Below are 5,914 nucleotides of genomic sequence, written 5' to 3' on the forward strand. Positions count from 1 at the left end.
AAAAGCTCCTTGCTTAGCGCGCTGCCGACGCCTCTTGCGTATTCGCACGTGCTCATAAATGCCATCATATCTTTTGGGTTTATTATCATCGCGAAGATGTCCGTAAAGGCCTTGATCTCGCGGCTTTCAAAAAAGCTCACGCCGCCTTTTCGCTTCGCGCCGATGCCGAGCTCCTTAAGCGCGACTTCTACGCCGTCGGCGCTGGAGTTATTGCGAAAGATGACGGCGATCTTTTCGCGCGGAGTACCGCTTTGCGCGATCTGCGCGGCTACGTGGGCGTATTGCGCTGCCGTATCGTCGTAAACATGCAGCCTAGGCGCGCTAAATTTCCCCTCGCGGCCTACGATCAGCTTCTTTTCGTAAAGGCGCGGATTATTCGCGATGACGCGGTTTGCAAGCGCCAAAATCGCCGAGCTTGAGCGGTAGTTGATATTCAGCGCGTAAATTTTAGCGTCCGCAAAGCGCTTGCCGAAGCTGCCGATGATGTCGATGTTTGCGCCGTTGAAGGCATAAATGCTCTGATCGAAATCGCCGACGCAAAAAAGGCTTTTCGTCGCAAAGGCATCGATGAGGCTTCCTTGCAGCGAGTTCGTGTCCTGATACTCGTCCACTAAAATTTCATCAAACCGCAGCGGCGCGCCCTTTCGCAGCTCATGGCGCATTTTTAGCAAAACGTCGTTGAAATCGGCGTAGTTAAATTTCGCCTTTTCCTCCTCGAACTCGCGCAAAATATCTGCATAAATTTCGGCAAATTCCGCCTGATCCTCGTAGTTTTTGCTAAACCACGTCGCAAAATCCGCGCTCATCTCCTTGTTTTGATACAGCGAGTATACGTCGTACAAATACGCCCCGCCGTATGGGCGCGCGTCGCTTACGTGATAAAATTTGCGCTTTTCTACAAGGCTTTTTAGCAGCGTCTTTAGCTCAGCGGGCTGCTTTAAAATCACGCCTTTGCCGAGCTCGCGAAGTAGGGCGTAGGATACGGCGTGGAAGGTGCCCGCGACGATTGCGGAGGTGATTTTTTTATCAAAATGCCGCTGCAGCCTCGCTATCATCTCGCTTGCGGCCTTGTTCGTAAAAGTAAGAAGTAAAATTTTTCTAGGGCTCGTGCCGAGATTTAGCAGATGAGCGATCCGCGCGACGATGGTGCTGGTTTTGCCCGTGCCTGCGCTTGCGATTATTAGATTGTGCCCTGAAGGGGCGGTTGCTGCGGCGTATTGTTCGGTGTTTAGCTTAGCTAGAGCGTCCAAGATTATTCCTTTGCAAAAAGGCGCCATTATAGCCTAAAATCATTAAAATTCTTTGATATAATTGCGCGATGAAATTTCTAAAATTTACGTTAAAAATCGCGCTATTTTGCGCATTTGCATTCACTCTGTTTTTGATCCTAGACGCGCTTTATCCGCTAAATTTGGATATGCTAAACAAGCAGAAGAGTAGAATTTTATATGACCGAAACGGCGAAATTTTAAATATGCAGATCAGCGATGATCAAATTTGGCGCTTCTACGCGAGCGCGGACGAGATACCGCCGCGGCTGAAACAAAGCGCGATCTACTTCGAGGATCGCTATTTTTACTACCATTTCGGCGTCAATCCCGCCTCGATCCTGCGCGCAGCTACGTATAATTTTACGCCAAATTTTACTAAAAAAAGCGAGGGTAACGTCGAGCGCGTCGGAGCCTCGACGATTACGATGCAGGTCGCGCGTATGATGCGCCCCAAACAGCGCAGCTACAAGAACAAAATCATCGAAATTTTCAACGCCTTTCAGCTGGAGTGGCACTTCAGCAAGGATGAAATTTTAGGAATGTATTTTAACCTCGCCCCATACGGCGGCAACATCGAGGGGGTCAAGACCGCGGCGTATTTTTACTTCAAAAAGGATCTACGCGAGCTTAGCAACGCTCAAATCGCGCTTCTTAGCGTGATCCCAAAAAACCCGAACAAAAACCGCCTGGATCGCAGATCAAACATCAACGCGCTTAAAAACCGCCTAATTTCGCAGCTGCGAGAGGGCGGTGTGATCTCGCAGAGCGAGTATGAGCGCGCCATCGCGGAGCCGTTTTCGCCCAGACGCTACGCAGCGCCCAATTACGCGCCGCATTACGCGCTGCTAGCGTTTAGCAATTATAAAATGCAAAATTTTACCGCCAAAGATGATGCAAATTTCACTCAAAATTTAGAGCAGGGCCGAGCGCCCGGCGCGACGACAAAGCAAGAAAACCCATCTGCGTACCGAGCCATGGCGATAGCAGAGTCAAATTTTTCGGACGTGGCGAGTGCCGAATTAAGCTTTATGGCTGCGACAAGGGGTGGGTCAAATTTATCAAATGCCGCAAACGCGCAGGCGGGAGTGGATTCGAAAGAAATGAATTCCAAAGAGGCGGATTTTAAAACAGATGCGCCGGAGAGTTTAAATTTAAGCGAACGAATGAGCTTAAATTTAAACGAGCGCGAAGGCACAAAATCGCAGACAGGCGTAAAACCAAATGAACAAAAGAGCACAAATTTAGATGAGCGGCGAGATTTAATTAACGTCGGGCATTCGCCGCAAAGTCTAAATTTAAACGAGCAACGAGGTGCTATGCGTTTGCCGCAGAATTTTAGCGTGGATACAAATTTGGATAAAGGGCAAACCGAGTATTCGCCGCAAAATCCGAGTGCGGATATAAATTTAAACAAGCGGCAGAATGTCGTCGGTACCGCGCATCCGCATCAAAACTCGCAAAATCCGCAAAATCTAAATTTAAATAGTCGGCAAGATACCGCGCATTTGCCGCAAAATCCGCAGGCAGATGCAAGCTCTAGCGAGCGGTCGAGCGTAAATTTTGATCCGCAGACAAATTCCGCTTCAGGCGCTAGGACGCAAACAGATTCCCCTTTGGACGCTAAAATGCAGATGGCTTCTGCTGCAAGCGCCGAATCGCAGGCAAATTCCGCTCCCAACGCCAAGGTGTCGCAAAATTTCGCTTTAGCCGCCCAGGCGCAGATAAATTCCGATCTAAACGCCAAATCGCGGGGAAATTTCGTAAATTCCGAAGCGAAAACGCAGTCCAAGGAGCAAACTACGCTAGCGCAGGAGCTTACGCGTCTAAACGAGGGTAAAATTTATTCAAGCTTGGATCTGAAAACACAGATCGCGCTTGAGGGCTTTTTGAAAAGCGAGATCCTCTCTCTACGCGATAAGGGCGTTAGAAACGGTGCTGCAGTGTTGATCGACAACGAAAGTATGAGGGTGATCGCCTATGTAGGCAGCCACGATTTTAGCGCTAATGAGGGGCAAAACGACGGCGTTCGTTCGCAAAAAAACGTGGGCTCGACGCTCAAGCCCTTCATCTACGCAAAGGCCCTTGAGCACGGGCTCATCACCCCTTCAAAAAAGCTGATCGACGCACCGATAATCTTCGCGGGCTACGTGCCGCGTAACTACAATCAGGGCTTTATGGGCGCGGTGAGTGCGACTGACGCGCTAAGTCTGAGCCTGAATATCCCTGCGGTGAAGCTAAATTTGATGCTTGAGGGCGACGGGCTGTATGAGATGCTATCAAATGTGCATTTGGCGGAGTTTAGAAAGGATTATTACGGCGCAGGTATCGCGCTGGGAAGCATTTCGATGAGCCTAATGGATCTTGCTCGCCTTTACAGCGCGTTTGCAAACGGCGGGAAGCTACGAAAGCTCGAAATAGCGGGCGCAAAGATCGGCGACGATGCTAAAATTTTAACCCCGCAGAGCGCCTACGTCGTAACGCAGATGTTAAGAAACGCGCCGCGCTCCTACCTCGGCTCGGTGTGGCAAAACACCCTAAACGCGCCGCCGCTGATGTTTAAAACGGGCACGAGCGCCGATGCGCGCGATCTCTACACCGTCGCTCTGACACCGAAATTTACCCTAGGCGTCTGGCTGGGAAATTTCGACGGCTCCAAGACTAGGGATCTTAGCGGCGGCGTAAGTGCCGCAAAAGTGGCGTTTAATATGTTTGCCTTCCTCGATAAATCGGGCATGCTGGGCGAGACGGAGTTTGCGCGCCCCGCGGGCGTGAGCTTGCGGCGGGTATGCACCGACGCGTACCGCGAGAAGGAGTGCGCGCAAAGCGCCGATGATCTTACTATAGACGGGGTTGAGCCCAACGAGGAGTGCGAAATTTACGGCACGAGCGAGCTTTTTTATCTGCTAAAACACGGGTTGGTCGATCCGCAAAAGGTGCGCACAGGAAGGTGTGCGGCTAAATTTGCTGCCGTAAAGCCCGTACTAAACGACATTAACGCCAAAACCTACGAGACCGGCGCGGACGACTTTTTGCGGCTTAAAGTGCAGTGCACGGCGGTTTTCGGCGAGCGCGTATATATCAGGCTAAGCGGCGGTTCGCGGGAGTTTATAGCGCTAAATTCCACCGCGTTTACGAGGGAGAATTCCGCGGATTTGGATTTCGAGCATTCTAGCGCGGCGCAGCAAGATAATTTAAAGCAGAATTTAGCACAGCAAAATTTTGTAGAACAGAATTCTGCGGTACAAAATTCTATGCGACAAAATTTAGCGTTACAGAATGTAAAATCACAAAATCTTACGAAGCAAAATTCTGTAGAATGGAATTTTATAACTAAAAATCCAGTCACACGGAATTTGGCGTCGCAAAATTCTATCTTGCAAAATTCTATCTTGCAAAATTCTATCTTGCAAAATTCTACAGAGCAAAATTCGGAGGTTCAAAATTTCACAGCGAAAAATTTTACGGATCAAAATTCCTCGCAGCAAAATTTTGTGGCACGCGATTTCACCACGCAAAGCCTAGCGCCTGCAAATTCTAAAGTTAAAACGGGAGAATATTTTGCGCGCACTAACGGCGAGGCTTTTACGCTAAGTCTTGGCGCAGGGGATTTCGAGCTTGGCTGCTTGGACGAAAATGCAAATTTCGCTAAAGCAAATTTTAGAGTAAATGAAAGAAAATAAAAGGTTAATTTGTATATAATTTCGTAAAATTTTTGCAAAGGAATTTTATGAAGACAAAACTACTAAGCGCAGCGCTATTTTGCGCTTTGGCTAGCTTTGCCGCGGGCGTAGAGATCAAATACGCTAGCGGGGCTTACGAGATTAGCGGGGTGGACGGCAGTGGATTTAGCGTCACGCAAAAGCAGATCTTAAAATGCACTCCCAAAATCACGGGCACCTACGAAAGCGTGAGCGAGAGCTCAATCAGGCTCTATCCTAAGCCGATGCTTAGCGCCGGGGTTAATTATTCGTGCGAGGCGCGCGGGGTGCGCTTTGAGTTCGAAACAGAGCCTTTTAGCACCGAGCATATCGCGCTTCTGCGTCCGGGGCTAGTAGCAATTAAATTTAACGATGCGGTTAGCAAGGACGCGCTACAGCAAGCGACTAGAATTTACCGCGCGCAGAATTTAGCCCAAAACGACATATCCTACGAGCTTAGCTCGCACGATGATAGGAATTTTTTATTCAGCTTCGATCCTAAGGCGCAAAACGTCGTATTGCAAATAGAATCTCTCACCTCAAAAGCGGGCGCAAAGCTGCAAAATCCGGTGGAGTTGCGCACGGACGAGGAGCCTTTTAACGACAGCATTAACGCTTCAAATTTAAGCGGCGTGCAGATCCGCCCCGCGGCTCTAAAAGACGGCTCACTCGCAGCTAGAGTGTGTTTTCCTAACTATATGGACGAGCTGTCCGCCAAATACATAAGAATCGCAGGCGTGAGTAAATTTAGCCTCACTCAGCCGCGATATTATTATTATGACGAAGATGAAGAGGATGGCGGAAGCGACGATCCTTCATGCTACTACTATGCAGATATAGTAAGCGACGAGTTTATGCCGAATAAAAGCTACGAGATTAGGCTGCTAAAGGGCTTCGGAGATAGCTCATATATCTTGCGTGACGAGATCAAACAAAGCGTAAAAA

Annotated in this window: 3 protein-coding genes; 2 read left to right on the forward strand and 1 reads right to left on the reverse strand. The window is 49.1% G+C overall.

Features of this window, described 5'->3' with window-relative positions; genetic code table 11:
• Positions 1 to 1,277 (reverse strand): ATP-dependent helicase (locus tag Q0095_RS06040; protein ID WP_297882308.1); only part of this gene is annotated, 1,277 nt, incomplete at its 3' end.
• 41 nt (positions 1,278 to 1,318) lie between these two features.
• On the opposite strand from Q0095_RS06040, the gene Q0095_RS06045 reads away from it, so the two are divergent.
• Both Q0095_RS06045 and Q0095_RS06050 read left to right on the forward strand, forming a co-directional pair.
• On the forward strand, positions 1,319 to 4,951 hold the full coding sequence (locus tag Q0095_RS06045; RefSeq protein ID WP_297882310.1) for a transglycosylase domain-containing protein: 3,633 nt from the start codon (positions 1,319 to 1,321) through the stop codon (positions 4,949 to 4,951).
• Positions 4,952 to 4,998: 47 nt separating this feature from the next.
• On the forward strand, positions 4,999 to 5,914 hold a 916-nt coding region (locus Q0095_RS06050; protein ID WP_297882312.1), incomplete at its 3' end, for a hypothetical protein.

This window comes from uncultured Campylobacter sp., from assembly GCF_938045535.1.
GTDB lineage: Bacteria > Campylobacterota > Campylobacteria > Campylobacterales > Campylobacteraceae > Campylobacter_B.